This window comes from Curtobacterium sp. PhB130 (assembly GCF_003755165.1).
In the GTDB taxonomy this organism is placed as follows: Bacteria; Actinomycetota; Actinomycetes; order Actinomycetales; family Microbacteriaceae; genus Curtobacterium.
Genome location: NZ_RKII01000006.1, coordinates 303,791 through 330,168, shown reverse-complemented (window position 1 = coordinate 330,168; position 26,378 = coordinate 303,791). Strand labels below are relative to the sequence as shown.

The 26,378-nt window shown below is 69.7% G+C and carries 22 protein-coding genes; 13 read left to right on the top strand and 9 right to left on the bottom strand.

What is annotated here, in order from left to right; translation table 11 throughout:
- Positions 1–22 precede the first annotated feature (22 nt).
- Positions 23–655, bottom strand: a complete 633-nt coding sequence (locus EDF24_RS01670) for a GNAT family N-acetyltransferase (protein ID WP_123654864.1) — start codon at positions 653–655, stop codon at positions 23–25.
- A gap of 95 nt (positions 656–750) precedes the next feature.
- Here EDF24_RS01670 and EDF24_RS01665 point away from each other — a divergent pair, with 95 nt between their 5' ends.
- Together EDF24_RS01665 and EDF24_RS01660 are read left to right on the top strand one after the other, a co-directional pair.
- Complete coding sequence (locus EDF24_RS01665) at positions 751–1,359, top strand: 2-phosphosulfolactate phosphatase (RefSeq protein ID WP_185021535.1); 609 nt, start codon at positions 751–753, stop codon at positions 1,357–1,359.
- A gap of 46 nt (positions 1,360–1,405) precedes the next feature.
- Positions 1,406–1,708, top strand: a complete 303-nt coding sequence (locus EDF24_RS01660) for a DUF427 domain-containing protein (RefSeq protein ID WP_123654862.1) — start codon at positions 1,406–1,408, stop codon at positions 1,706–1,708.
- 212 nt (positions 1,709–1,920) lie between these two features.
- On the opposite strand, the gene EDF24_RS01655 is transcribed toward EDF24_RS01660, so the two are convergent.
- A complete protein-coding gene (locus EDF24_RS01655; RefSeq protein ID WP_123700904.1) occupies positions 1,921–3,177 on the bottom strand; it encodes an Nramp family divalent metal transporter in 1,257 nt (418 codons plus the stop codon).
- Between the two features lie 123 nt (positions 3,178–3,300).
- Between EDF24_RS01655 and EDF24_RS01650 the strand changes: the two genes are divergently transcribed.
- Complete coding sequence (locus tag EDF24_RS01650; protein WP_148070770.1) at positions 3,301–3,864, top strand: hypothetical protein; 564 nt, start codon at positions 3,301–3,303, stop codon at positions 3,862–3,864.
- An 87-nt stretch (positions 3,865–3,951) separates the two neighbouring features.
- Here EDF24_RS01650 and EDF24_RS01645 read toward each other — a convergent pair whose 3' ends face one another.
- The 5 genes from EDF24_RS01645 to EDF24_RS01625 form a co-directional block, all read right to left on the bottom strand.
- Positions 3,952–4,647 (bottom strand): CGNR zinc finger domain-containing protein, encoded by a 696-nt coding sequence (locus EDF24_RS01645; protein WP_123654859.1) that lies wholly within the window; start codon positions 4,645–4,647, stop codon positions 3,952–3,954.
- A gap of 131 nt (positions 4,648–4,778) precedes the next feature.
- Positions 4,779–5,282 (bottom strand): SprT-like domain-containing protein, encoded by a 504-nt coding sequence (locus tag EDF24_RS01640; RefSeq protein WP_123654858.1) that lies wholly within the window; start codon positions 5,280–5,282, stop codon positions 4,779–4,781.
- Entirely contained in the window at positions 5,279–6,148 is an 870-nt protein-coding gene (locus tag EDF24_RS01635) for a hypothetical protein (protein ID WP_123700902.1), read from the bottom strand. Before EDF24_RS01635 ends, EDF24_RS01640 begins: the two co-directional genes overlap by 4 nt.
- 96 nt (positions 6,149–6,244) lie before the next feature.
- Entirely contained in the window at positions 6,245–6,967 is a 723-nt protein-coding gene (locus EDF24_RS01630) for a DUF4064 domain-containing protein (protein ID WP_123700901.1), read from the bottom strand.
- Between the two features lie 83 nt (positions 6,968–7,050).
- Entirely contained in the window at positions 7,051–7,893 is an 843-nt protein-coding gene (locus EDF24_RS01625) for a spermidine synthase (RefSeq protein WP_123654855.1), read from the bottom strand.
- Between the two features lie 132 nt (positions 7,894–8,025).
- Here EDF24_RS01625 and EDF24_RS01620 point away from each other — a divergent pair, with 132 nt between their 5' ends.
- The 6 genes from EDF24_RS01620 to EDF24_RS01595 all read left to right on the top strand — a co-directional run bounded on the left by EDF24_RS01620 (position 8,026) and on the right by EDF24_RS01595 (position 19,149).
- Entirely contained in the window at positions 8,026–8,526 is a 501-nt protein-coding gene (locus EDF24_RS01620) for a hypothetical protein (RefSeq protein WP_123654854.1), read from the top strand.
- Positions 8,523–9,794, top strand: a complete 1,272-nt coding sequence (locus EDF24_RS01615) for a sensor histidine kinase (RefSeq protein ID WP_123700900.1) — start codon at positions 8,523–8,525, stop codon at positions 9,792–9,794. The genes EDF24_RS01620 and EDF24_RS01615 overlap by 4 nt, the downstream gene beginning before the upstream one ends.
- Positions 9,791–10,426: a response regulator transcription factor gene (locus EDF24_RS01610; protein ID WP_123700899.1), complete on the top strand. Its 636-nt coding sequence runs from the start codon at positions 9,791–9,793 to the stop codon at positions 10,424–10,426. Before EDF24_RS01615 ends, EDF24_RS01610 begins: the two co-directional genes overlap by 4 nt.
- A 346-nt stretch (positions 10,427–10,772) precedes the next feature.
- Entirely contained in the window at positions 10,773–11,384 is a 612-nt protein-coding gene (locus EDF24_RS01605) for a hypothetical protein (protein WP_123700898.1), read from the top strand.
- Positions 11,385–11,731: 347 nt separating this feature from the next.
- The gene (rpoB, locus tag EDF24_RS01600) at positions 11,732–15,220 is read left to right on the top strand and encodes a DNA-directed RNA polymerase subunit beta (protein WP_123700897.1); all 3,489 of its coding nucleotides are present in this window, start codon (positions 11,732–11,734) and stop codon (positions 15,218–15,220) included.
- A gap of 47 nt (positions 15,221–15,267) precedes the next feature.
- Positions 15,268–19,149, top strand: a complete 3,882-nt coding sequence (locus EDF24_RS01595) for a DNA-directed RNA polymerase subunit beta' (protein ID WP_123654849.1) — start codon at positions 15,268–15,270, stop codon at positions 19,147–19,149.
- A gap of 72 nt (positions 19,150–19,221) precedes the next feature.
- Here the strand turns inward: EDF24_RS01595 and EDF24_RS01590 are convergent, their stop codons facing one another.
- Both EDF24_RS01590 and EDF24_RS01585 read right to left on the bottom strand, forming a co-directional pair.
- Positions 19,222–20,373, bottom strand: a complete 1,152-nt coding sequence (locus EDF24_RS01590) for a hypothetical protein (protein ID WP_132047571.1) — start codon at positions 20,371–20,373, stop codon at positions 19,222–19,224.
- A 134-nt stretch (positions 20,374–20,507) separates the two neighbouring features.
- Positions 20,508–20,906, bottom strand: a complete 399-nt coding sequence (locus tag EDF24_RS01585) for a VOC family protein (RefSeq protein ID WP_123654847.1) — start codon at positions 20,904–20,906, stop codon at positions 20,508–20,510.
- Between the two features lie 233 nt (positions 20,907–21,139).
- Between EDF24_RS01585 and EDF24_RS01580 the strand changes: the two genes are divergently transcribed.
- From EDF24_RS01580 to EDF24_RS19620, 4 genes are all read left to right on the top strand, one after another.
- The gene (locus tag EDF24_RS01580; RefSeq protein WP_123700895.1) at positions 21,140–22,810 is read left to right on the top strand and encodes a GspE/PulE family protein; all 1,671 of its coding nucleotides are present in this window, start codon (positions 21,140–21,142) and stop codon (positions 22,808–22,810) included.
- Between the two features lie 17 nt (positions 22,811–22,827).
- Positions 22,828–24,450: a type IV pilus twitching motility protein PilT gene (locus EDF24_RS01575; protein ID WP_123700894.1), complete on the top strand. Its 1,623-nt coding sequence runs from the start codon at positions 22,828–22,830 to the stop codon at positions 24,448–24,450.
- Positions 24,450–25,673: a type II secretion system F family protein gene (locus EDF24_RS01570; protein ID WP_123700893.1), complete on the top strand. Its 1,224-nt coding sequence runs from the start codon at positions 24,450–24,452 to the stop codon at positions 25,671–25,673. The genes EDF24_RS01575 and EDF24_RS01570 overlap by 1 nt, the downstream gene beginning before the upstream one ends.
- A gap of 191 nt (positions 25,674–25,864) precedes the next feature.
- On the top strand, positions 25,865–26,326 hold the full coding sequence (locus tag EDF24_RS19620; RefSeq protein ID WP_123700892.1) for a type II secretion system protein: 462 nt from the start codon (positions 25,865–25,867) through the stop codon (positions 26,324–26,326).
- Positions 26,327–26,378: the final 52 nt, after the last annotated feature.

Sequence of the window (26,378 nt, the reverse complement as noted above, 5' to 3'; positions counted from 1 at the left end):
GTCGGGGTCAGGCGTGTCGGTGTCAGGCGTGCCGGGCGGAACGGCGGCGGGAGCCCTCGGCGCGGTCGTGACGTCGGAGCCGCTCGGCCAGGGAGAGCCGGACCGTCGGCCACTCCGCCGCCGTGATCGAGAAGACCACGGTGTCGCGGAGGGTGCCGTCCCGGCCGATCTGGTGGCTCCGCAGGACACCGTCCTGCTTCGCCCCGAGGCCGGCGATCGCCGCGCGCGACTGCTGGTTGTGCCAGTGGGTCCGGAACTCCACCGCGATGCACTGCCAGACGTCGAACGCCTGCGAGAGCATCAGCAGCTTCGACTCGGTGTTGATGCCGGAGCGCTGCGCCGACTTCGCGAGGAAGGTCGATCCGATCTCGACCCGGCGGTTCCCGGTGTCGATGGCCATGAACGTCGTCGAGCCGACCACGCGTCCGGTCGGCCGGTCACGCACCGCGAAGGGCACCATCCGGCCCGCTTCCTGTTCCGCGAGACGGCGGTCGATCTCGGCGTCGACCTGCGCCGGTGCCGGGATCGAGGAGTACCAGGTGCGCCACAGATCGCCGTCCGCGACCGCCACCCGGAGGTCGTCCGCGTGCTCGTGGCCGAGGGGCTCGAGCGTGACGCGGTCACCGGTCAGGGTCGGTGCGGGGGCGATCTCCATGGGAGTCGATCGTACTGGCGGTCCGAGTGCCGATCGGCGGTCAGCGGGCCCCCTGTGGAAAGGGACAGGTCCTCCACAGCGGTTATCGTGACGGAGTGCGTGAACGAGGCCAGCAGCAGTACCAGGTCCGCTTCGGATGGGGCGTCGCCGGAGCCCACCGCGTCGCGATCGGAGCGCACCTCGTCGTCTGGGTCGACGTGCTGCCCGCGGGTGCCGGAGGCGACCACGCCGCCGACCACCGCGCCGTCGCCCGGCAGCTCCCCGCGGGCGCGGAGGTGGTGGCGGGCCACCTCGCCAACGCGGCGGCGGTCGCGGAACGGGTGACGAGCCTCCAGACCGATCGTGGCGACCGGTGCGTCGTCGCGGTCATCGCTGCCGGGACGCACCACGCGCCCTCCGGCATCGACGTGGCCGAAGCCGCAGGCGAGTCCGCCGACGTGCCGGACGCACCCGACTTCGCGGTCGAGGACCTGCTCGGTGCCGGCGCCGTCATCGACGCGCTGTCCGCCGTCGGGATCGACCACTCCTCGCCCGAGGCCGCTGCCGCCTGCGCCGCCTACACCGGGCTCCGGCGTGCCGTGAAGCACCTCGTCACCGCGTCCGAGGCAGCGCGGGAGCTCGGGCCGGAGCGCGCCAACGCGGCGCTCGCCGTGGGGCCGGAGCTCGTCACGATCCGGCCCGGGGAACACAGCGCCCGCGCGTAGCGTTCCGACCGGCAGGGCAGACCGCCCACCAACGAAGGAGCGCACCATGAAGGCAGTCGCTGGCGACACCGTCATCGCAGAGGCATCCGAGGACGACCTCATCAAGATCGAGGGCAACTGGTACTTCCCGCCGTCGAGCGTGAACACCGAGTACTTCACCGAGACCGACACGCAGTACCACTGCCCGTGGAAGGGCGACACCCAGTACTTCACGGTGACCGCGGACGGGCAGACGCTCACCGATGCCGCGTGGTCGTACCCCACGCCGATCCCGTCGTCGTTCGACCGTGTCGGCAAGGACTACAGCGGGTACGTCGCGTTCTGGAAGGGCGTCCGCGTCGTCGAGTAGCCGGTGCGCTCGCGCCCACACGTGACGTCGCGCGTTCGTGGCGTTCGTGGCGTTCGTGACGTCGTGCGGTTCCTGCCGGCGTCGCACAACCATGACCGGCTCGAACCGCGGATCCCCGTGGTGCGAGCCGGATTCGGTTGTGCGACGCCGAATCGCATCGGACGCGCCGACGGGAACCGCGGTGCGGGTTGCGCCGCGGTGCGTGCTGACGCTCAGGTCGTGAGCGTCAGCACGACCAGCGCGACGTTCAGCGCGACGATGACCGTCGCGATCACCCACGCCACCACCCGGGTCCCGAGTGCGTTGACGTCCGCGCCCATCACGCTCCGCCGCGACGTGTAGGTCACGAGCGGGATGATCGCGAAGGCGATCCCGAAGCTCAGCACCACTTGGCTCACGACGAGCAGCATCGTGGCGTCCGCGTCCAGCGCGAGCAGCACGATCGCCGGGACGAGCGTCACGATGCGCCGCACGAGCAGCGGCACCCGCACGTGCAGCAGGCCGTGCATGATCTCCGCGCCGGCCATGCAGCCCACCGACGTGGAGGCCAGTCCGGACGCCAGCAGCCCGACGGCGAACAGCACGCCCACCACCGGCCCGACGTGCGTCGCGATCGCCGCCTGCGCTCCCGGGATGGAGTCCGTCCCCGGCACACCGGGCAGCGTCGCCGCCGCGAGCACGAGCATGCAGACGTTCACCCCGCCGGCCACGATGAGCGCGAGCGCGACGTCCCACCGCGTCATCACGAGCACCCGGCGCCGATCCGGACCGGCCGGGGTGTCTCCGTGCCGGTCCCGTGCGAGCGCCGAGTGCAGGTAGACCGCGTGCGGCATCACCGTGGCGCCGAGCATCGAGGCCGCGAGCATCACCGACTCGGAGCCCGCGAAGCGCGGCACCAGGCCCGACACGAGCTCGCCGGGGGAGACCTGCGCGAAGAGCAGCCCCGCGCAGAAGCCGATCGTCAGGATCGCGAGCATCGCGGTGACGACGACCTCGAACGTGCGAGCACCCCGCCGGTTCTGCAGCACGAGGATCGCCATCGACACCACGCCCGTGATGAGCCCGCCCGCGACGAGGGGCAGCCCGAACAGCAGGTGCAGGGCGAGCGCGCCGCCGATCACCTCGGCGATGTCGGTCGCTGCGGCCACGACCTCCGCCTGCGCCCAGAACAGCAGCCGGGGTGTGCGCCGCATCCGCATGCCGAGGAGTTCCGGCAGGGACTTCCCGGTGACGATCCCGAGCTTGGCGGAGAGGTACTGGACCACCACGGCGCTGGCGTTCGCGGCGACCAGGACCCACAGCAGCAGGTAGCCGTACTTCGCCCCGGCCGTGAGGTTCGCGGCCACGTTGCCGGGGTCGACGTACGCGATGGCGGCGACGAACGCGGGGCCGAGGAGCGTCAGGCTCGCCGCGCGCTTCCGCGGAGCATCGCCGGTGGGGGCGAGGCGCGGGGTGGCGGTGTCGGTCATGGCACCAGCATGCCAGAGGATTCGGCGTGCCGAATTCAGGAATTCGGTGCGATCTGTCCCCGGCTGACGCGAGGTTGTGTCGACGATGTGCCCGGAAGCGCCCGGGTCCGTACCGTGGCGACCATGCAGGGGACGAGACGACGACAGATCGGCGCTGGCGTGCTCGCCATCGCCGCCGCCGCGACGCTCACCGGGTGCGCGCAGGGCGGCCACGACATGGGCGACCGGGTGACGACGAAGCTCAACGGCTCCGCGTTCCACGGCCAGCTCGCGATCCGGGCGACGAAGGTCGAACGGGTGACCTCGGACGCGATGGACCAGTTCGGGCTGAGCTCGAAGGGCGACGACGCGTACCTGGCGCACTTCACCGTGCAGCGGGTCAGCGGCACGTTCGACACCGACGCCGTCGGCGACCTGACGAACGACGCCTGGGGGCTCCGGGCGGACGACCGGCTGCAGGCGGGGCCGTCACTCGACGCGAGCGACCGGAACGACGTCCTGCAGGATGCGTGCCCGTTCGAGCGGAAGGCCATCGCCGAGGCGCTCACCGGGAACGGGACCGCGGACGTCTGCGCGGTGCTGCTCGCACCGTCCGGCAGCACCGTCGACGCCGTCAGCTACATGCGTGCGGCGCCGGTCGACGAGGCGCCCGAGGGCGACTCGACGATCACCTGGCGTTCGTCCTAGGCGCGGGCGGGCGGGTGCGTCTCGGGTGGACTCGGGTGCGCGCCCTGCCCGTGCCGGCGGCGCGGCGGTGAGGCGGTAGCGCTGCGCTCAGGCGGCCGCGCGGCGGGCGCGGTGCGCCCGGACCTTCGCCCGGTTCCCGCACCGCTGCATCGCGCACCACCGGCGCGTGCCACCGCGGGACGAGTCGTAGAACACCAGCCCGCAGTCCGGCGCGGAACACCGGCTGAGCCGGGTCGGGCGGCCGTCGGCCTCGACGTCGTCGAACCCGACCTCGGTGAAGAGGGCGACCGCGTCGCGCGCGACGCTCGAGAGCGCCTGTGCGAGCCGCACACGGTTCGCTCCGGCCCGACGACGGCCACCCGGGAGGCTCGGGGGCACGTCCGGCAGGGCGGCGAACAGGTTGACGGTGTCGATGTCGTCGGGCGCGGGGCGCGTGCGGCCGGTCCCGGCGCGCAGGCCCGCCGCCACCGCGGTGCGCTCCGCGGCCGTCGACGCGGGTGCCGGTGCCGCGGCCACGGCGAGTCGGCCGATCGCGGCGCGGAGCTCCCGGGCGTCCTGCAGTTCGCGGGCGGTCGCACCGAGGTCGATCGGTTCGGTGTGGTCACTGAGCCACTCGTCGAGGTCGGCCGGGGTCATCAGGAGCTCACCGAGCTGCGCACGTGGACGCCCACCGTGGGGATCGTCGGCGAAGCCGCCGGTGTGCGCGAAGTCGAGGGCGATCCGACCGGCGTCGAAGAACCACGACGACCCCGAGTCCGTGCGGATGTGCTGCCCCGTGTGCATCCGGCCAGGCTAACGGGTCACACGCGGGTCGTGCTGCCGGGATCCGACGGGGTGCATCGGGCCGGGCTGACGGGTCACACGCGAGTCGTGCTGCCGGGATCCGACGGGGTGCATCGGGCCGGGCTGACGGGTCACACGCCAGCCATGGTCCCCGGCTTCGCGCCCCGGCCGGAGGGTGCGGGATCGGTCCGGCGGCTCCACGCGATGAGGTTCCGCTCGTCGAAGCGCCGGGAGCACTTCGCGCAGGCCAGGGGCCTGGTGGGCGTGCGGTAGCGGTAGTGCTCGTGTCCGGCCGGGCACGCACCGACCCACGGTGCGAGCTCGCTGGCGATCGGCCCGTCGTGCAGCCGCGAGCCGGTGTACCCGATCGACGCCGCGGTCCGCCGCCACTTCGGCCCGTGCCCGGCCCGCGCCCCGCTCATCGCGTGCGCGATCTCGTGCAGGAGCACCTGGTCGACGTCCTCGTCGGAGAACCGTGCCGCGAGGTGCCGGCTCACCGTGATCCGCCGCTTCGCGAAGTCGCACTGCCCGGCGCGCGTCTTGGCGTGGTCGAAGGCGAACGCCCACGTGCCCGCGCCGAGGTGCGTGCGCATGAGTTCGTCGGCCCGTGACCGGACCAGGTCGAGCGAGGTCACCGGTCGCGGTCGGTGGGACGGGTCCGGTCGGCTCGGTCGGTCAGCTTGCCCCACAGGGTGTCCGCTTCGGTGCGGGCCGCATCGGGGGCGCCGAGCACCCGGCGGCGCACGGGCGGGATCTCCTTGACCGGCTCCGCGACGCGGGTGGCCGGGTCGGTCTCCCGACGCATCGCAGCTTCACGGGCGGTGCGGGGTCGGTCCTCGGCTGCTGGGGCCTCGTCACGCCGTGCGCCGTCGGCACGGTCACGCTCGGGAGCGGCGGCCGGCCGGGCGATCGAGGCGCGCATGGCGGCCTCGACCGCGGTGCGGAGTGCGTCGGTGCGTTCGGCCGGTGCGCCGGCCGCGCGGAACGCCTCGTAGGAACGGCCGAGGACCTCACGCGCCTCGTCGAACCGGGAGAGCTCGAACAGGGACCAGCCCTCGATCTCGGCGGCGGCGCCCTCGAGCTCCGGCCACTCCTCGGTGGTCGCCGTGTCCCGTGCCAGTGCGGCTTCGGTCGCGGCACGTTCGTAGCGGCCGAGGTCGTGCAGGACGTGGGCTCGGCGGACACGGGCAGCGACCTTGTCGGCCCGTTCACCCGTGAACATCGTCAGGCGGAAGACCTCTTCCGCCAGGACCAGTGCCTCGTCGAGCCGTCCGAGCAGGCGCAGGAGCTCGGCCCGCTCGGCGAGCGCGTCCGTGCTGCGACTCTGGCCGAGGTCGCGGAGGCGGTCCTGGATCACCTGCACGTCGACGGCGGGACGCAGGCTGATCGGCGCGAAGGTGCTGCCGGGGCTGACGCCCGCGGTGACGGGAGCCGCGTGACGCGGTTCCCGGGCGCGGTCGTCCCGGGCGTTGTGCTGGCGGTCGTCGGGCGGGAGGGACATCAGGGTCGAGGGTATCCGCGGTCACCCGGGAGCGGCTGGTGCCACACGCCGATCACGTGACGTCGTCCTCGGACCGACTGCCTCCGAGTGCCTGCGTCAGGACGCCGCACCGGAGGAGGAGACCGCGATGCCGATGTAGACGGAGAACGCGACGAGTGCGGCGACGACGCCGAGGATCAGCGCGAAGACGCCCCAACCGCGGCCGCGCTTCGTGGCGATCGCGACGATGCCCTGCACGATGCCCCACAGTCCGAAGAGCGTGCCGATCCACATGAACACCGAGCCCGCTGCGAGCTGGCCGGCGTTCGAGCCGTTCATCAGCGAGTCCTGGAGCTGCTGCTGGTCGGCGCTCGAGGTGCCGCCGCTGTCGATGACGTCGCGCAGTGCACCGCTGGCGCCGAGCGCGGTGCCCAGCAGGTAGCCGCCGACGATGCCGACGATGAGTGCGACGACGGAGGCGAAGAACGCGATGACGCCGACGGTCTTCTTCTTCGCCTTCGGCTCGTCGTAGCTCTGCCACGCGGGGCTGGCGGAGGACGCCGGGGCGGCGGCGGAGGACTGCTGGGGCTGCCCGTACTGCTGGGGCTGCTGCCCGTACTGCGGTGCCTGCTGCCCGAACTGCGGCGCCTGCTGCTGTCCGTACTCGGGCGACTGCTGCCCGTACTGCGGTGCCTGTTCGCCGTACTGCGGTGCCGACGCGGGGGTGATGCGCTCGCCGTAGCGGGGCGCGTCCTGGTTCGCCGGCTGCTGCGGTTCGCCCCAGCTCGGTGCCTGGCCGTCGGCCGTCCGGTCGTCGTTGCTCCGGTCGTCGTTCGTCATGAGGGCATCCCCGTCTCGTCGGTCGCGCGCCTGCGCGGTCGTGCAGCACCCATCCTGGCAGCGCCACCCGGACGGTGCCCGGGCTACGCGCCGAAGACGGAGCGGTTCGGCTCCGGCGACGCGACGGCCGTGGCGTCGGTGACGATCGGCGCCCCCGCGATGAAGGCCCGCAGCTCGGCGCCGTGCACGACCTTCGCCGGCATCGGGTCCGAGGAGTACCGGCGCGGCATCTCCGCCACGGGCAGGTCCGTGGGGGAGCCGAGCAGCACGATGTTCCCGAATCGCCGGCCCTTCAGCATCCCGGTGTCCGCGACGGCGGCGACCGAGGGCAGCACCGACTGCAGCGTCGACGCCTGTCCGCGCGCGAAGGCGAGCCCGGCGCCGTCGGCGACGTTCACGGCGACGATGCCGGTCGGGGACAGGAAGGCCGCGACCTCACGGTAGAACTCGACGCTCGTGACGTGGGCCGGGATCCGCGAGCCGCCGAACACGTCGACGACCGCCAGGTCCACGGTGCCCCGGAGCCCGTGCGGGAGCTTCGACAGGACTTCTCGCGCGTCGCCGTACCGCACCCGGATGGACGCCCCGCGGGGGAAGGGGAGGACATCGCGCACCTGGTCGACGAGGTCCCGCTCGAGCTCGATCACCTGCTGCCGGGAACCCGGGCGGGTGACGGCCACGTAGCGGGGGAGCGTCAGGGCGCCGGCACCGAGGTGCACCGCGGTGATCGGCCCGGGCGGCAGCAGGTCGATGGCGTGCCCGATCCGCCGGATGTACTCGAACGCCAGGTGCGTCGGGTCCTCGAGGTCGACGTGCGACTGCGGCGTCCCGTCGACGACGAGCGTGAAGGACCCGGGGCGGTGCCGGTCCGGCTCGATGACCGAGAACCCCGCACCGAGCTTGAATCCGTCGAACGCGTCAGCCATGCCCCCATCGAACACCACCGCATCACCACCCACGTCCCCACCCGTGGGTGGTGGGGCCGCGGACGCCGCCGAACCACGATGGGATCACCGGCCGGGAACCACCCCGCCGGACACCACGGAAGGTCCACCACCATGTCGGTCCAGCTCCTCGCGAACATCGTCATCGGGCTCGCCCTCGTCGGGTTCCTCGCGTTCCGCCAGGCGACCTGGCAGTACCTCGACCCCGCCCGCATCTGGCGGACGCCGCTCATCATGGCGATCATCGGCGTGGTCGTGATGGCCCAGACCAAGGCGACGATCACCACCACGGACATCGTCTTCCTCGGCATCGAGGCGCTCATCTCGGTCGCCGTGGGCCTCTCGATGGGATCCATCACGACGTTCCGCACCGTGTCGACGCCCGACCAGAAGGGCCGCACGCTGCAGTCCCGCACGGGGTGGTTCGGCGCCGGACTGTGGTTCGTCCTCATCGCCGTGCGCGTCGGCCTCGACGTGCTCGGCGGTCACATGGGAGCGCACCTCCTCACCTCGACGGGCGCGGTGCTGCTGATGCTCGCGATCAACCGGGCCGCCCGCGCCCTGGTCCTCGACCAGCGCATCCCGAACCGCGCCAGCGGCATGATGGTCCGGTGACCCTGCTGTCCGGCGACGACCCGACCGACCTCTCCGGAGGCCGGTCGCGGTCGCGTCTCGGGTGGAGCCTCAGCGCGGTCGGCATCATCGCCGTCGGGTTCTGGTTCGTGAAGAACGGCGTCGCGATGGACCTGCCCGCGTGGGTCTGGGTCGTCGGGACGGTGGCGCTCGCCGCGTGGGCGGTCCGGGAGTTCCTCCGGACGCCGTGGACGACCGTCGTCGCGGCCGCAGTGATGGTCGTCGCCGGCGCTGCCGTGGTGGTGTCGACCGATGCGCTCATGCTCGCGCCGGTGATCGTCGGCGTCGTGGTGCTCCAGGCCAGCCCGCGGCTGCCCGTGTGGAGCGGCATCGTCGCCGTGCTGGTCGCCCTGGTCGAGATCGCGGTGTCCGCCGCCGCGGCCGGCACCGCCGTCCTGTTCGTCCTGGCGTCGTGCGGTGGCCTGGTGCTCGGTGTCCTGGTCGGGTTCAGCCGCCGGCAGTTCCGGTTCGCCGAGGCGCAGGCGCGGCAGGCGGAACGGGACCAGGCACGCGCGGAGCTCCTCGCCGACCGCTCCCGCGCTGCCCGGGACATCCACGACGTCCTCGCGCACTCGCTCGGCGGCCTCGTGCTGCAGCTCGACGCGGTCGAGGCGCTCCTCGAAGCCGGTCGTGTCGACGAGGCCACCCGCCGGGCAGCCGATGCCCGGACCCTCGCGGCGGACGGCCTGGCCGAGGCCCGACGCGCGGTGCACGCCCTGCGCGACGACGACGACACCCGCGACCACCGTGCCGGTGGGACCGACGCACCGGAGCCGACCCGAGCCTCCAGGCCGGATGCGCCCGACACGAACGAAGCACCCGACGCGAACGGCGCACCCGAGACGAACGACGCACCAGGCGCACCCGGCCTGCCCGCCCTCGTCGCCGCGCACCGCTCCTTCGGCGGTCAGGTCCTCACGCAGGGCGACCTGACCCTCGCCGACCTCGACGACGCCCACCGGACCGCTGTCGTCGCCGCCAGCCGGGAGGCCCTCAGCAACGCCCGCAGGCACGCCCCCGGCTGCCCCGTCTCCCTCTCGGTCATCCGGGACGGCGACGCCGTGGACGTCGTCCTCGCGAACCCGCTGTCCAGCGGCGGGCACGGCCTCATCGGCATGCGGGAGCGGTTCGCGGAACTCTCCGACGGCGCGACGATCGACGCCGACCGATCCGACGACGAGTTCGTCGTGGCGATGCACCTGCCCGTCGCCGGCGAGCAGCTCGCACGCCGCGTGGACGGTGACCGGTGATCCGCGTGCTGGTCGTCGACGACCAGGCGATCGTCCGGGACGGCCTGGTGACCGTGCTGTCGCTGGTGCCCGACCTGGAGGTCGTCGGTGAGGCGGCCGACGGAGCGGAGGCGCTCGCCGCCGTGGCGGAGCACGCGCCGGACGTGGTGCTGATGGACCTCAGGATGCCCGTCGTGGACGGCCCGACCGCGACGGCCCGGATCACCGAGCAGCACCCGGGGGTCGCGGTGCTGGTGCTGACGACCTTCGCCGACGACGAGTCGATCACGACCGCGCTGCGGGCCGGGGCACGCGGCTACCTGACGAAGGACGCCGGCCGGGTGGAGATCGCGACCGCGATCCGGGCGGTGGCCTCCGGGCAGTCGACGTTCGACGCGGCGATCGGGGCCCGGCTCGTCGCGCAGCTCGCGGCACCGGCGCCCGCTGCACCGACGGGCCTGCGCGACCGCTTCCCCGAGCTCACCCCGCGTGAGGCGGACGTGCTCGAGCGGATCGCGGACGGCCGGACGAACCCGGAGATCGCCGCCGAGCTGTTCCTGACGGTGCCGACCGTGAAGTCGTACGTGAACCAGCTGTTCCAGAAGCTCGGGGTCCGCACCCGCGCGGAGGCCGTCGCGCTCGTCCTGCGCTGACGCCCGACCGCGGGGCCCGTCGGCACTGCGGCGCCCAGCGGTGCCGACGCCCACCGCACGCGATGCGGATGAATGCGTACACATGGACTGCCAGTCGATGCCAAGGGACGTCACGTAGCGTCGGTTCCCGTCGTCGCGCCGGTTGCGTCGACTCGCCGGGACCCCACCCCGCTGCGGGTCCGCACACCGGCCGACCGTGACGAGTGCCCCCACCGCCGTCACCCGCGTGCCGTCGCGCCCGCGCCGTCGTCGCGCCCCCACCGCGAACGACCGTTGAACACATGTCGTTCGTTATGTAAAATACGGAGTGCAGAATCCGAACGGCCCCGAACCGCAGGAGTCACCCTTGTCCGCCGACACCCTGAGCATCCCGACGCACCGTTTCACCAGCGCCAGCGCCAGCGCCAGCACGCGCACGAACGCGAGCCGACCCCGTGTGGCAACCCGTCCCTCCCGTCCGTTCCACGCGGACCGCGAGCACGCACCCGCCTGGATGCGCGTGGTCGGGAGCGTGCTCCTCGCTGCGGGCGGCGGCCTCACCGGCGCGGTCCTCGGCTGGCCGGGCGAAGCGCCGGAGGTCGCCCTCATCGTCCCGGGCGTCCTCGGCATGGTCGTCGGACTGCTCCTGTTGCTCGCCCGGTCCGGCTTCACCGTCACCGCGACGCACGTCACCCTGCACTTCCGTCCGCTCCCGCCGCGCCGGATCCCGCGTCACCGGATCACGGACGTCCGGCTCGTCGAGGCCGACGCGCGCACCTACGGCGGCATCGGCCTGCGGCTCGGTCGCGGGGTCCGCGCCCTGATGCTGACCCCGGGGCTCGGGATCGAGCTCACCGACGACCGTGGCCGGGTCACCTTCGTGCGCACCCGTCGTCCGGAGGACGCGTTCCGTGCGCTGGCGGGGTTCGAGAACCGGACCGGAGGCTCGGCTCGGGTCGACCGCGAACGCCTCGGTTAGGCGGGTGGCCGGGGTCCGCACGGCGGAATACCGGCGGCCGGACGGTGCTTATACACGTCGTCCACGAATTTGGTCAAGCCAGGACTGGACATCATGCGCGGCCGCTGCCTATGATGGCAGTTCGCGCTCCCTGGCTGCGTGTCGTCATATTGCGGTCGACTCCGACGCCCTTGTGAAGCCGGACCCGTATATGTCGGCGGGTGCCGCTCACTCAGATCATCGCACATGCCCTTCGTCCTCGTGACACAGGCGTGCGTGCGTGTCTCGGGGTTGCGCCGAGCGTCAATCCACTCACCTACATGCTGCTCGTCAGTACCGGCCCGACGGGGCCTACGGAGGTCACACCCTTGGCTGCTGCGCCCAACGCATCCACCAACCCCAAGAACGGTCGCAACCACTCGCGACTCTCGTTCGCCAAGATCACGGACACCCTCACGGTTCCTGATCTGCTCGCTCTCCAGACGGAGAGCTTCGACTGGCTCGTCGGCAACGACGTCTGGAAGGCCCGACTGGCCGAGGGGCAGGAGCAGGGTCGTACCGACCTCGCGCTGCACTCCGGCCTCGAGGAGATCTTCGAGGAGATCTCCCCGATCGAGGACCTCGGCGAGACGATGCAGCTCTCGTTCACGTCCCCGGAGCTCGAGGACCCGAAGTACTCCATCGACGACTGCAAGGAACGCGGCAAGACCTACGCCGCTCCGCTGTACGTCAACGCCGAGTTCATGAACCACATGACCGGTGAGATCAAGACGCAGACGGTCTTCATGGGCGACTTCCCGCTCATGACCGAGCGCGGCACGTTCATCATCAACGGCACCGAGCGTGTCGTCGTCTCGCAGCTCGTCCGCTCGCCGGGCGTGTACTTCGAGCGCCAGCAGGAGAAGACGTCCGACAAGGACATCTACTCGGCTCGCGTGATCCCGTCGCGTGGTGCATGGCTCGAGTTCGAGATCGACAAGCGCGACCAGGTGGGCGTGCGCATCGACCGCAAGCGCAAGCAGTCGGTCACGGTCTTCCTCAAGGCCCTCGGCCTGACGAGCGAAGAGATCCTCGACGAGTTCCAGGGCTTCGCCTCCATCGAGTCGACCCTCGAGAAGGACGCCATCCTCACCAAGGAAGAGGCGCTCAAGGACATCTACCGCAAGCTGCGTCCGGGCGAGCAGGTCGCCGCCGAGGCCGCGCGTGCGCTCCTCGACAACTTCTACTTCAACCCGAAGCGCTACGACCTCGCCAAGGTGGGTCGTTACAAGCTGGACCGCAAGCTCGGCATCGACGCGCCGCTGTCCGACTCCGTGCTCTCGGTGCAGGACATCGTCGCGACGATCAAGTACCTGGTCTCGCTGCACGCCGAGCGCACCACGATCGACGGCGTCCGCGACGGCGAGCCCGTGCAGCTCCGCCTCGACGTGGACGACATCGACCACTTCGGCAACCGCCGCATCCGTGCCGTCGGTGAGCTCATCCAGAACCAGGTCCGCACCGGTCTGTCCCGCATGGAGCGTGTCGTCCGCGAGCGCATGACCACGCAGGACATCGAGGCGATCACGCCGCAGACCCTGATCAACGTGCGCCCCGTCGTCGCCGCGATCAAGGAGTTCTTCGGGACGTCCCAGCTGTCGCAGTTCATGGACCAGAACAACCCGCTCGCGGGCCTGACGCACAAGCGTCGTCTCTCGGCCCTCGGCCCGGGTGGTCTGTCCCGTGAGCGTGCCGGCGTCGAGGTCCGCGACGTCCACCCGTCGCACTACGGCCGCATGTGCCCGATCGAGACCCCGGAAGGCCCGAACATCGGCCTGATCGGTTCGCTCGCGTCCTTCGGTCGGATCAACTCGTTCGGCTTCATCGAGACCCCGTACCGTCGCGTCGTCAACGGCGAGGTCACGAAGACCATCGACTACCTGACCGCTTCGGAAGAAGACGAGTTCGTCGTCGCGCAGGCCAACGCCCCGCTGACGGCCGACTTCCACTTCGCCGACGACAAGGTGCTCGTCCGCAAGAAGGGCGGAGAGGTCGAACTCGTCGCCCGCGGCGAGGTCGACTACATGGACGTCTCCCCGCGCCAGATGGTGTCGGTCGCGACGTCGCTCATCCCGTTCCTCGAGCACGACGACGCGAACCGCGCCCTCATGGGTGCGAACATGCAGCGCCAGGCCGTGCCGCTCCTCCGCTCCGAGTCGCCGCTCGTCGGCACCGGCATGGAGGGCTACACCGCCATCGACGCCGGCGACGTCGTCATCGCCGAGAAGGCCGGTGTCGTCTCCGAGGTCTCGGCCGACGCCGTGACCCTGCAGCTCGACGAGGGCGGGACGCAGTCCTACTACCTCCGCAAGTTCGACCGCTCGAACCAGGGCACGAGCTACAACCACCGCGTGATCGTCAGCGCCGGTGAGCGTGTGGAGCAGGGCGAGGTCATCGCCGACGGCCCCGCGACGGAGAACGGCGAGCTCGCGCTCGGCAAGAACCTCCTCGTCGCGTTCATGCCGTGGGAGGGCTACAACTACGAGGACGCGATGATCCTGTCGCAGAACCTCGTGAAGGACGACACGCTCTCCTCGATCCACATCGAGGAGTACGAGGTCGACGCCCGCGACACCAAGCTCGGCAAGGAAGAGATCACCCGCGACCTCCCGAACGTCAGCCCGGACCTCCTGGCCGACCTCGACGAGCGCGGCATCATCCGCATCGGCGCCGAGGTCCGCCCCGGCGACATCCTCGTCGGCAAGGTCACGCCGAAGGGCGAGACCGAGCTGAGCGCCGAAGAGCGCCTCCTCCGCGCCATCTTCAACGAGAAGTCGCGCGAAGTCCGCGACACCTCGCTGAAGGTGCCCCACGGTGAAGAGGGCACGATCATCGGCGTCAAGGTGTTCGACGCGCAGGACGGCGACGACGAGCTCGGCTCGGGCGTCAACCAGCGCGTGGTCGTCTACATCGCCCAGAAGCGCAAGATCACCGCTGGCGACAAGCTCGCCGGTCGTCACGGCAACAAGGGCGTCATCTCGACGATCCTGCCGGTCGAGGACATGCCGTTCCTGGCGGACGGCACCCCGGTCGACATCGTGCTGAACCCGCTCGGCGTCCCCGGCCGCATGAACTTCGGCCAGGTCCTCGAGATCCACCTCGGGTGGCTCGCGAAGCAGGGCTGGAACGTCGAGGGCATCCAGGAGTGGGCTTCGGCTCTCCCCGAGGCCGCCCGCAGCGCGGAGCCCGGCACCAAGGTCGCGACCCCGGTGTTCGACGGCGCCTACGAGCGTGAGATCGAGGGCCTCCTCGACTCGACGCTCCCGAACCGTGACGGCGAGCGCCTGATCGGTTCCTCCGGCAAGGCCCAGCTCTTCGACGGCCGCTCCGGCGAGCCGTTCCCGGAGCCCGTGTCGGTCGGCTACATGTACATCCTGAAGCTCCACCACCTGGTCGACGACAAGATCCACGCCCGTTCGACCGGTCCGTACTCGATGATCACGCAGCAGCCGCTGGGTGGTAAGGCGCAGTTCGGTGGACAGCGTTTCGGCGAGATGGAGGTGTGGGCGCTCGAGGCATACGGCGCCGCGTACGCCCTCCAGGAGCTCCTGACGATCAAGTCCGACGACATCCTCGGCCGCGTGAAGGTCTACGAGGCGATCGTCAAGGGCGAGAACATCCAGGAGCCCGGCATCCCGGAGAGCTTCAAGGTCCTCATGAAGGAGATGCAGTCGCTCTGCCTGAACGTCGAGGTCCTCTCGGCCGACGGCCAGGCGGTCAGCCTCCGCGACACGGACGACGAGGTCTTCCGTGCCGCTGAAGAGCTCGGCATCAACATCTCCTCGCGGTTCGAGTCGTCCTCCGTCGACGACATCTGATCCCGCCCCGCCCGACAACGTTTCGAATTCAGCAAGAGAGAAGAACATTGCTCGAAGCAACTTCCTTTGACGCACTGCGGATCGGCCTCGCCACGGCCGAAGACATCCGCCAGTGGTCGTACGGCGAGGTCAAGAAGCCGGAGACCATCAACTACCGCACCCTGAAGCCCGAGAAGGACGGTCTGTTCGGCGAACAGATCTTCGGTCCTTCCCGCGACTGGGAGTGCGCCTGCGGCAAGTACAAGCGTGTCCGCTTCAAGGGCATCGTCTGCGAGCGTTGCGGCGTCGAGGTCACCAAGTCCTCGGTCCGTCGTGAGCGCATGGGCCACATCGAGCTCGCCGCACCCGTCACGCACATCTGGTACTTCAAGGGCGTCCCGTCGCGCCTGGGCTACCTGCTGGACATGGCGCCGAAGGACCTCGAGAAGGTCATCTACTTCGCCGCGTACATGATCATCAGCATCGACGAAGAGGGCCGGCACGCTGACATGCCGGGTCTCGAGAACGAGATGCGCCTCGAGATCAAGAACCTCGAGAACCAGCGCGACTCGATCATCGCCGACCGCCTCAAGAAGCTCGAGGACGACCTCGCAGCGCTCGAGGAAGAGGGCGCCAAGGCCGACATCAAGCGCCGCACCAAGGACACCGCCGAGAAGGAGATGTCCCAGGTCCGCAAGTCCTTCGACGAGGACATCACCCGTCTCGAGCGTGTGTGGGAGGACTTCCGCAACCTCAAGGTGGGCGACCTCAAGCCCGAGGACGCGGTCTTCCACGAGCTCCAGGACCGCTTCGGGATCTACTTCGACGCCTACATGGGCGCCGAGGCGATCAAGCTGCGGCTCGAGGCCTTCGACCTGGCCGCCGAGGCCGAGGCACTGCGTCTGCAGATCGCCGAGGGCAAGGGCCAGAAGAAGATCCGTGCGATCAAGCGTCTGCGCGTCGTCAGCTCCTTCCTCGCCACCGGCAACTCGCCGGCAGCGATGGTGCTCGACGTCGTGCCGGTCATCCCGCCGGAGCTCCGCCCGATGGTGCAGCTCGACGGTGGCCGTTTCGCCACGTCGGACCTCAACGACCTCTACCGTCGTGTGATCAACCGCAACAACCGCCTCCGCCGCCTGCTCGACCTCGGTGCCCCCGAGATCATCGTGAACAACGAGAAGCGCATGCTGCAGGAAGCGGTCGACGCGCTGTTCGACAACGGTCGTCGTGGTCGCCCCGTCACGGGTACCGGCAACCGCGCCCTGAAGTCCCTGAGCGACATGCTCAAGGGCAAGCAGGGTCGTTTCCGCCAGAACCTGCTCGGCAAGCGCGTCGACTACTCGGGTCGTTCGGTCATCATCGTCGGCCCGCAGCTCAAGCTCCACCAGTGCGGTCTGCCCAAGCAGATGGCCCTCGAGCTGTTCAAGCCGTTCGTCATCAAGCGCCTCATCGACCTGTCGCACGCGCAGAACATCAAGTCGGCCAAGCGCATGGTCGAGCGTTCGCGTCCGCAGGTGTGGGACGTGCTCGAGGAGATCATCCGCGAGCGCCCCGTCCTGCTGAACCGTGCGCCGACGCTGCACCGTCTGGGCATCCAGGCGTTCGAGCCGCAGCTCGTCGAGGGCAAGGCCATCCAGCTCCACCCGCTCGTGTGTGCTGCGTTCAACGCGGACTTCGACGGTGACCAGATGGCCGTGCACCTGCCGCTGTCGGTCGAGGCCCAGGCCGAGGCCCGCATCCTGATGCTCGCCTCGAACAACATCCTGAAGCCGTCCGACGGCCGCCCGGTGACCCTGCCCGCACAGGACATGATCATCGGTCTGCACCACCTGACGACCGTCCGCGAGGGCGCCGTCGGTGAGGGCCGTTCGTTCTCCTCGGTCGCCGAGGCGATCATGGCGAAGGACCAGAACACGCTGCACCTCAACGCGCAGGTGAAGATCCGCATGTCGGGTGTCCACTTCGCCGAGGGTGAAGCCCCCGAGGGCTACGAGGTGGGTCAGTCGATCCTCCTCGAGACCACCCTCGGTCGCGCGCTCTTCAACGAGACCCTGCCGGCGGACTACCCGTTCGTCCAGCGGGTCACCGACAAGGGCACCCTCTCCGCGATCGTCAACGACCTCGCCGAGCGCTACTCCAAGACCGAGACGGCCGCTGCGCTCGACCGGATCAAGGACGCGGGCTTCTACTGGGGCACGCGCTCCGGTGTGACCGTGGCGCTCTCCGACGTCGTGACGCCTCCTCGCAAGAAGGAGATCATCGCGGGTTACGAGATCCAGGCCGCCAAGGTCCAGGGTGAGTTCGACAAGGGTCTGATCACCGACGCGGAACGTCGCGCCGACCTGATCAAGATCTGGACCGAGGCCACCAACGAGATCGCGCAGGAGATGCGCGACAACTTCCCGATCGACAACACCATCAACCGCATGGTGTCCTCGGGTGCTCGTGGTAACTGGCTGCAGGTCCGCAACATCGCCGGTATGCGTGGTCTGGTGAACAACCCGAAGGGCGAGATCATCGCCCGCCCGATCATCAACTCGTACCGCGAGGGCCTGACCGTGGCGGAGTACTTCATCGCCACCCACGGTGCTCGTAAGGGTCTTGCCGACACCGCGCTCCGTACCGCGGACTCCGGGTACCTCACCCGTCGTCTCGTGGACGTGTCGCAGGACGTCATCATCCGCGAGGACGACTGCGGCACCACGCGTGGTCTCGAACTGCCGATCGCCACGGTCGACGCCGACGGCAAGCTCGTCCGCGACGCCCGCGTCGAGAACACCGTGTACTCGCGCACCCTCGCCACCGCGGCGACGGACGCGAAGGGCACGGTGGTCGCCGAGGCAGGCGAGGACGTCGGTGACGTCCTCATCGACAAGCTGGTCGCGGCCGGTGTCGAGAGCATCAAGGTGCGCTCGGTCCTGACCTGCGAGTCGGCCGTCGGTGTCTGCGCGAAGTGCTACGGCCGTTCGCTCGCCACGGGCAACCTCGTCGACATCGGCGAGGCGGTCGGCATCATCGCCGCCCAGTCCATCGGTGAGCCCGGTACCCAGCTGACGATGCGTACCTTCCACACGGGTGGTTCGGCCTCGGCCGACGACATCACCCAGGGTCTGCCCCGTGTCACCGAGCTCTTCGAGGCTCGTACCCCCAAGGGCGCGTCCCCGATCGCCGAGGCCCCCGGCCGCGTCGTCATCGAGGACACGGACAAGGGCCGTCGCATCATCCTCACGCCGGACAACGGCGACGAGCCGTTCATCTACCCGGTGCTCAAGCGTGCGACCCTCCTCATCGAGGACAACCAGCACGTCGAGCTCGGCGAGCAGTTCATCGCCGGCACCGTCGACCCGAAGGAAGTCCTTCGCGTCAAGGGTGTCCGTGAGGTCCAGAAGCACCTGGTCAACGGTGTGCAGGACGTGTACGGCTCGCAGGGCGTGCCGATCCACGACAAGCACATCGAGGTCATCGTCCGTCAGATGCTCCGCAAGGTGACGGTCGTCGACCACGCCGACACGGACCTGCTGCCCGGTGAGCTCGTCGACCGGTCGCGCTACAACGCGATCAACCGTGCGGCGCTGCAGGAGGGTCGCAAGACCGCTTCCGCTCGCCAGGAGGTCATGGGCATCACCAAGGCGTCCCTCGCGACCGAGTCGTGGCTGTCCGCCGCGTCCTTCCAGGAGACCACCCGCGTGCTCACGCAGGCGGCCATGGAGGGCAAGCAGGACCACCTCGTCGGCCTCAAGGAGAACGTCATCATCGGGAAGCTCATCCCCGCCGGGACGGGCCTCAGCCGGTACCGCGACGTGGACGTGAACGCGACGGAAGAAGCGAAGGCAGAGCGGTACCCCAACCGCATCTTCGCGGACGACTCGTCGTTCTCGGACGCCGACCTGAGCTTCGTCGACTTCGACAGCTTCTCGTCGGACGACTTCACGCCGGGTACGTACAACTGAACCGAGTGATCCGAAGGAAGGGCCCCGCATCCATTGGATGCGGGGCCCTTCCCCGTTTCTGGGGTGTGGTCGTCAGCGGTAGGTCAGGGTGACGTTGCCGTGCACGCCCTCGTCGCCGGTGACGGTGGCGGTCACGGTGCCGCCGGCCATCCGGCGCGGGTCGAGCGTGACGGTCCACTTCGAGGTCCCGGGGACCGGCGGTTCGACGCGGTTGCCGTCGGCGTCGGTCACCGGGGTGCCGTCGGCGTCGACGAACGACAGACGGGCGCCGGGTTCGGCGGTGCCGGAGAGCACCAGCTTCTTGGCGGTGTACTTCGTGACCACGGCCGTCACCGGGAACGGGATCGTCGCACTGGTGGTCGTGGAACCGACCAGCTTGCCGTCGTCGTACACCTCGGCGACGATGCCCATGAAGCGGGTGCCGACGCCCGGGTATGCGACATCAGCCGTCCAGGTCCCGTCGGCGTTCGTGATCCAGTCGGTGCCGTCCGTCAACGGCCACGGGGCGCCGGACTCGTCGACGAAGCGCATGTCGGTGCCGGCGGGCCCGCGACCGGCCAGGTGCACGAGGTGACCGGCCGGGTCGACGCGGACGTCGTCGACGACCGGGAAGGGCTCGAGGAGTGCGGAGGAGTTGATGCGGAGCTGCTCGGCGCCGTCGAAGCGCTCGCTGGTGGTGACCGTGTGCTGGCCGAACGCCATGCCGGAGATCCGGTGGGCGAAGGCGCCGTCGCGATCGACCGTCGTGGTGCCTCGTGGGACACCGTCGACGGTGAGGTCGACGTGTGCGCGAGGCTCGAAGCCCGATCCGCGCACCAGGAGGGACCGTTCCCAGTTCTCGCGGACCACGACGAGACCCGTGTAGCTGACGTCGCGCGTCGTGGCGGCGAGGGTCCGGGCCGGTGAGCCGATCGAATCGGTGACGCGGAACGTGTGGTCGCCGGGACCGTCCACGTGCGCGACGGTCCGCCAGGTGCCGTTCGGCTTCACCCGGGTCTGCACCGGGGCGCCGTCGGACGGCGTCACCTCGACGAGGTCGCCCGGGTCGCCGTTCCCGGTGACCGCGACGTCGCCGGCGTTGTGCGCGACGGATCCGATCCGTGCGGAGAACTCCGCGGCCTGCGCCGGCGCGGCGAGGGCCACGGAACCGAGCGAGAGCGCGAGCACGACGAGCCCGCCGGTGATCCGCCGTTGTACCACATCTGAAATACGTGTCTTCTGCATGCCGACAGCGTGGCACTGCGCGGCTGCCGCGTCCAGGCCCGAAACGTGACGTTCACGAAGTTGCTGCACCGCAGAACCGACGGGAGGCACGGTGCGGACCGGCACCGTGCCTCCCGGCGGTCGCCTGGTCGCGTTTAGAGCGCGCGACCGGCCCCGCTGTCCCGGCCGTCGGAACCGTGACCCGTCTCGTCCGCCAGGGAGTAGAGGCTCAGCACGTTGCCGTCGGGGTCGTGGACGTCGAACCAGTCGATCGCACCCTCGACGCGCTCCACCGGGCCGACGTCGATGCCGAGCGCGGCGATCCGGGTGTGCTGCGCGGCGACGTCGTCGACGCCGAAGCGGACGACGGCGGAGTTCTCCTCGGCGTCCGGGTCCTCGACGAGCTGGATCCAGATCCCGCCGATCTCGTACTCGGCGACGCCCTCGGCCGGTTCGAGGTCGGGGTCCACGCGCTCGAACACCGCGCCGTACCAGAGGCAGGACGCCTCGAGGTCGGTGACGGGCAGCCCGACGGTCACGCTCGTGATCTCCATGACTCATCATGTCCCGGCGGCGTGCCGCGCGTCGAGACTTTTTCTCCACAGGAGGCATCCCGAAGCCGTTGTCCACAGCCCCCGTTCTGGGTGCGCCAGGAGGCCTCCGCCCCCTCATTCTGGGACTGCGGGGCCAGCCGGTCCCGGACATAGCGTGGACAGGCGTCGAACCCGAGCGGCGCAGCGCCCGTACCCCACGCCAGCGTTCACTCAACCCAGGAGGCTCCGAGCCCATGGCGACGCTCTCCGAGATCCTGATCCTCAACGGAGCACTCCCGATCGAGCACCTCGACTCGCTCACCGGCGACGAGGAGATCGACGAGCGGTCGATCCGCTCCCTGGTGAGCCAGGGCGTGGTCAGCGAGGCGCAGTTCATCACCGCCCGCGCGGCCTCGAACAACTCCAAGACCGTGCCGCTCACCGACTACCCGGTCGACGGCACCGCGGTGTCGATCCTGCCCGCAGCGCTCTGCCGCCGCCACGGGGTGCTCGGCGTCGGGTTCGAAGGCGACGTCCTCGTCCTCGCCATGGTGAACCCGACGAACGTCCTGGCGATCGACGACGCCCGCGCCGCCTCCGGCCGGGCGATCAAGCCCCTCCAGGTCGAGGAACGGGACCTCGCCAGCGCCCTCGACCGCTACCTCCGCGCCGACGACGAGCTGAACGACCTGACCTCCTCGCTCGAAGAAGAAGCGTCGGCGACGGCGCAGCAGCAGGCGGACATCTCGGAAGGGTCGCTCGACGACGTCCCGATCGTCCGCTTCGTGAACCTGCTCGTCTCGCAGGCCATCCAGGACCACGCGTCCGACATCCACATCGAGCCCGGCGAGCACGAGGTCCGGGTGCGGTACCGCATCGACGGCGTGCTGCACGAGATGGCGCCGGCGCCGAAGAACATCCAGAACGGCGTGATCAGCCGCTTGAAGATCATGAGCGACATCGACATCGCCGAGCGACGGAAGCCGCAGGACGGCCGCATGTCGGTCCGCCACGGCGGCCGCCAGATCGACCTCCGCGTCGCGACCCTGCCGACCGTCTGGGGCGAGAAGGTCGTCATGCGGATCCTCGACAACACGAACACGTCGATGACCCTCAGGGACCTCAACCTGCTGGAGCGGAACGCCGCCGCGTACCAGCGGTCCTACTCGAAGCCGTACGGCATGATCCTCGTCACCGGACCGACCGGTTCGGGCAAGTCGACCACGCTCTACACGACCCTGAACGCCGTCGCCCGTCCCGAGATCAACGTCATCACCGTCGAGGACCCGGTCGAGTACCGGATGGCCGGCATCAACCAGGTGCAGGTGAACCCGAAGGCCGGACTGACCTTCGCCTCGGCGCTCCGCAGCATCCTCCGCTCCGACCCCGACGTCGTGCTCCTCGGCGAGATCCGCGACCACGAGACCGCGCAGATCGCGATCGAAGCGTCGCTCACCGGCCACCTCGTCCTCTCGACCCTCCACACCAACGACGCCCCGTCCGCGGTCACCCGCCTGACGGAGATGGACATCGAGCCGTTCCTGGTCGGGTCCGCACTGGACTGCGTCGTCGCACAGCGCCTCGCGCGGAAGCTCTGCGACCGCTGCAAGGCGCCCGCCGTCTACGAGCCGTCCCAGCTGCGGGCGCTCGGGTTCGTCGACGGCGCCGATGCCGAGATCCCCGAGTTCTTCGCCCCGATCGGCTGCGCCGTGTGCTCGAACACCGGCTACCGCGGCCGCATCGCCCTGCACGAGGTGATGACCGTGTCCGAGGAGATCGAGCGGCTCGCCGTCGCCCGCGCCTCGAGCGCCGAGATCAGCCGCGTCGCGCAGGACCAGGGCATGCTCACCCTCCGTCAGGACGGGTGGGAGAAGGTGAAGCTCGGCATGACGAGCGTCGACGAGATCCTGCGCGTGGTGGCGTAGGCCGAGGAGAGCACGAGATGACCGACTCCGTGTACGACATCACCGCTGCGGGCGACGAGCCCGTGGCCGGCTGGCACCCGGGCCGTCCCGGCCACGAGATCGGGTCGCGCCGCGCCGCGCGGCTCGCCGAGACCGGCGCGCAGCCGACCGTGCCAGCGGCTGGGGCGGCGCCGTTCGCCGCAGCGCCCGCGGCCGCTCCCGCCGTCCCCGTGTACGACCTCGGCGACGACACCGCCGGCTGGCCGGCACCCTCCGGTGCGCCCGTCGCCGTGCCGGTGGCGCAGCCGCTGGCGGCGCCGGCGACCCCGCCCGCCGCGGTCCCGCCGTCCACTGCGAGCTACGGCTACCCCGACGCGGTGACCGAGCACCTGCCGGTCGCGCCCGCGGTGCCGACCACGAGCCTCCAGACGGTGCCGACGTACGCCGCTCCTGCTCCCGCCGCCGGTGGCGCCGGTGTCCCAGAGATCGGGTTCACGCGGCACGCGCGTGAAGTGGCCGACCCCGACCTCGTGACGGCGCTCGCCCAGGTCGTCTACCAGGGCGGCTCCGACCTGCACCTGACCGCCGACGCCGCCCCGACGGTCCGCGTCGACGGCTCCCTCCGGCCCGCCGTCCCCGGCGGACCCTGGGCGCGGAACAAGGTCATCGCCGCGCTGAAGACGCTCATGACCGTCGAGCAGGCCGGCCAGTTCGACCACGAGCAGGAACTCGACTTCGCGTACTCGCTCTCGCCGGAGTACCGCTTCCGCGTGAACTACTACCAGCAGCGCGGCAACTGGGGTGCGGCCTTCCGCATCATCCCCACCAAGATCAAGACGCTCAAGCAGCTCGGCATCCCCGCCCACGTGGGGGAGTTCGCGAAGCTGCCACGCGGACTCGTCCTCGTCACCGGGCCGACCGGGTCCGGCAAGTCGACCACGCTCGCCGCGCTCATCGACCTGGTGAACGAAACCCGTGCCGACCACATCGTCACGGTCGAGGACCCGATCGAGTTCATGCACGACCACAAGAAGGCGATCATCAACCAGCGCGAGGTCGGAGCGGACACGCAGTCGTTCGCGAAGGCCCTGAAGCACGTGCTGCGCCAGGACCCCGACGTCATCCTCATCGGTGAGCTCCGCGACCTCGAGACGATCTCCGTCGCACTGACCGCCGCCGAGACCGGCCACCTGGTCTTCGCGACCCTGCACACGCAGAGCGCACCGGGCACGATCGACCGTGTCATCGACGTCTTCCCGCCGCACCAGCAGGGGCAGATCCGGACGCAGCTCGCCGCCACGCTCGAAGGAGTCGTCTGCCAGACGCTCGTCCCGAAGGCGAACGGGGCGGGGCGCGTCGTCTCGACCGAGATCATGAAGACCACGCCGGCGATCGGCAACCTCATCCGCGAAGGCAAGACGTACCAGATCACCTCGGCCATGCAGGCCGGGCGGGACATGGGCATGCACACCATGGATCAGGACCTCGCGGAGCTCGTCAACGTCGGCACCGTCACCCGGGCCGCGGCGCTGGAGAAGGTGCACGACCTCGAAGGGTTCGACCGGCTCGTGCAGCGCGTCGAGTCCCCGTCCGACTCGTCCGCCGCGGCCATCGCCGCGAGCGAGATCGACTTCGGCGACAAGTTCTCCGGAGGGCACTGATGTCACTCGCGTTCGACTACCGCGGGCGGGACGGCGGCGGCAAGCTCGTCAAGGGGCGGCTCGACGCTGCCTCGGAAGGGGCCGTCGTCCAGCGGCTCCGGACGATGGGCGTCTCGCCGATCGCGATCACCGAGGCGAAGGTCGGCAGCGGGCTGCAGACCGAGATCAAGATCCCGGGGTTCGAGAAGGGCGTCGGGCTCAAGGACCTCTCGATCATGGCCAGGCAGGCCGCGACGATGCTGTCGTCGGGGCTCTCGCTGCTCCGTGCCCTGTCGATCCTGGCCGATCAGACCGAGTCGAAGAAGCTCAAGGACATCCTCGGCAAGGTACGGGACGACGTCGAGCGCGGCGTCTCGTTCTCGGACGCCGTCGCGAAGTACCCGGTCGAGTTCCCGCCGATCATGATCAACATGATCCGTGCCGGCGAGACCGGCGGGTTCCTCGACCAGGCGATGGACTCCATCGCCACCAACTTCGAGAAGGAGCACAAGCTCCGCTCGACGATCAAGTCCGCGATGACCTACCCGGTCGTCGTGCTGATCATGTCGCTGCTCGCCGTCGTCGTGATGCTGATCTTCATCGTCCCGATCTTCCAGGGCATGTTCGAGTCGCTCGGCGGCAAGCTCCCGCTCCCGACGATGATGCTCGTCTACATGTCGCACGCGATGGTCTACGTCGGACCGGTCCTCGCGGTCGCGGTCGTCGTCGGCTGGATCTGGTGGCGTGCGAACAAGAACACCGATCGGGTCCGCGGCTTCCTCGACCCGCTGAAGATGCGTCTGCCGGTGTTCGGTGACCTCAACAAGAAGATCGTGATGGCGCGGTTCTCGCGCAACCTCTCGAACATGATCGGCGCCGGTGTGCCCATTCTGCAGGCATTGCAGATCGCCGGTCAGGTCTCCGGGAACTTCGTTGTGGAAAAGGCGTTGGGGCGGGTTTCCGAATCGGTTCGGAAAGGCGAATCAATTGCGGCTCCGCTGGAGCGCGAACCCGTTTTCCCGTCGATGGTCTCGCAGATGATCGCCGTCGGTGAGGATGCCGGTTCGATGGAGATCATGCTCGAGAAGATCGCGATCTTCTACGACAACGAGGTGGAGGCCACCACCGAGGCGCTGACCTCGCTGATCGAGCCGCTGCTCATCGCGTTCCTCGGCGTGGTCGTCGGCGGGATGATCGTGGCGCTCTACCTGCCGATCTTCCAGATCTCCTCGCTCGTCAAGTAGTAATGCGCGAAGCCCCCTCCATCGGGGGTGGTTCATCGAGAAGCCACCCCCGGTAGTGGGGGTATTTCGCTGCCCGGTGACCCCCCGTTCTCGGGATTATGCACTGAATCGTCGGTGAATACGCTCGTACCGGCGGCAGAGCACAGCCCCATCAATCATCACCGATCACATTCCCAATGAATGGACCAGCCATGTACTTCGCTCTCATGGGCAAGCTGAACGCTCGCCGCAAGGGTCTCCTCGAGGACAAGGAGAAGGGCTTCACGCTCATCGAACTCCTCGTCGTCGTCATCATCATCGGCATCCTCGCCGCCATCGCGATCCCGGTGTACCTGGGCATCACGAACAACGCGAAGGACAGCTCGGCCAAGTCGGACATCACGAACTGGAAGACCGCGCTGGTCGCGTACCAGACCAACAACGGGTCGCTCTACGCGACGAACGTCACGCTGACTCGCGACGGCACGACCAATGCCGTGACCGGCACGATCCCCGCTGATCTGAAGTCGAACGGCGCATCGCTCAGCGACAACACGATCAACCTGCAGTACAAGTACGTCTCCGCTACCTCGTTCTGCGTCCAGGCGAACAGCAAGACGACCAAGGTGTTCCACATCACCGACAACGAGGGAGTCACGGACGGCTCTTGCTGACCCTGACCCCCTGACAACGGGCCGTGACGACCGTCACGGCCCGTTGTCGCAC

Bases quoted from the DNA above. Each gene is read 5' to 3' on its own strand.
- EDF24_RS01670 (WP_123654864.1), bottom strand. From the start codon at position 655: ATGGAGATCGCCCCCGCACCGACCCTGACCGGTGACCGCGTCACGCTC.
- EDF24_RS01620 (WP_123654854.1), top strand. From the start codon at position 8,026: ATGTCGGTCCAGCTCCTCGCGAACATCGTCATCGGGCTCGCCCTCGTC.
- EDF24_RS01585 (WP_123654847.1), bottom strand. From the start codon at position 20,906: ATGGAGATCACGAGCGTGACCGTCGGGCTGCCCGTCACCGACCTCGAG.
- EDF24_RS01645 (WP_123654859.1), bottom strand. From the start codon at position 4,647: ATGCACACGGGGCAGCACATCCGCACGGACTCGGGGTCGTCGTGGTTC.
- EDF24_RS01590 (WP_132047571.1), bottom strand. From the start codon at position 20,373: ATGCAGAAGACACGTATTTCAGATGTGGTACAACGGCGGATCACCGGC.
- EDF24_RS01575 (WP_123700894.1), top strand. From the start codon at position 22,828: ATGACCGACTCCGTGTACGACATCACCGCTGCGGGCGACGAGCCCGTG.
- EDF24_RS01660 (WP_123654862.1), top strand. From the start codon at position 1,406: ATGAAGGCAGTCGCTGGCGACACCGTCATCGCAGAGGCATCCGAGGAC.
- EDF24_RS01625 (WP_123654855.1), bottom strand. From the start codon at position 7,893: ATGGCTGACGCGTTCGACGGATTCAAGCTCGGTGCGGGGTTCTCGGTC.
- EDF24_RS19620 (WP_123700892.1), top strand. From the start codon at position 25,865: ATGTACTTCGCTCTCATGGGCAAGCTGAACGCTCGCCGCAAGGGTCTC.
- EDF24_RS01630 (WP_123700901.1), bottom strand. From the start codon at position 6,967: ATGACGAACGACGACCGGAGCAACGACGACCGGACGGCCGACGGCCAG.
- EDF24_RS01580 (WP_123700895.1), top strand. From the start codon at position 21,140: ATGGCGACGCTCTCCGAGATCCTGATCCTCAACGGAGCACTCCCGATC.
- EDF24_RS01655 (WP_123700904.1), bottom strand. From the start codon at position 3,177: ATGACCGACACCGCCACCCCGCGCCTCGCCCCCACCGGCGATGCTCCG.
- EDF24_RS01635 (WP_123700902.1), bottom strand. From the start codon at position 6,148: ATGTCCCTCCCGCCCGACGACCGCCAGCACAACGCCCGGGACGACCGC.
- EDF24_RS01570 (WP_123700893.1), top strand. From the start codon at position 24,450: ATGTCACTCGCGTTCGACTACCGCGGGCGGGACGGCGGCGGCAAGCTC.
- EDF24_RS01650 (WP_148070770.1), top strand. From the start codon at position 3,301: ATGCAGGGGACGAGACGACGACAGATCGGCGCTGGCGTGCTCGCCATC.